General features: G+C 67.6%; 1 protein-coding gene. It reads left to right on the forward strand.

Annotated features, from left to right (window positions below; translation table 11 throughout):
- A partial coding sequence (locus AC1DX6_RS30555) for a VCBS domain-containing protein (protein WP_477320309.1) occupies nucleotides 1-573 on the forward strand: 573 nt, incomplete at both ends.

Here is a 573-nt window from a genome sequence, read left to right on the forward strand (position 1 = left end):
ACGCCGCCGTCCAGGCGCTCAACACCGGCGATCCGGCACTCACCGACACCATCACCGTGCAGACCTCGGACGGCACGACCAAGGACATCGTCATCTCGATCAACGGCGCCAATGACGCGGCGGAGATCACCGGCGATGCCAGCGGCTCGCTGACCGAAGCCTCCGGYGTTGCCAACGGCACGGCCGGCACCTCGCCGGCAATCGGCGATCTCGACGCCAGCGATGTCGACAGCGGCACCGACTTCTCGGTGCTGACCAACGGCGTGCACGGCACGCTGTCGATCAACGCGGCCGGCGAATGGAGCTATGCGCTCAACGAGGATGACGCCGCCGTCCAGGCGCTCAACACCGGCGATCCGGCACTCACCGACACCATCACCGTGCAGACCTCGGACGGCACGACCAAGGACATCGTCATCTCGATCAACGGCGCCAATGACGCGGCGGAGATCACCGGCGATGCCAGCGGCTCGCTGACCGAAGCCTCCGGYGTTGCCAACGGCACGGCCGGCACCTCGCCGGCAATCGGCGATCTCGACGCCAGCGATGTCGACAGCGGCACCGACTTCTCGG

This window comes from Mesorhizobium sp. P2_C4 (assembly GCF_056404575.1).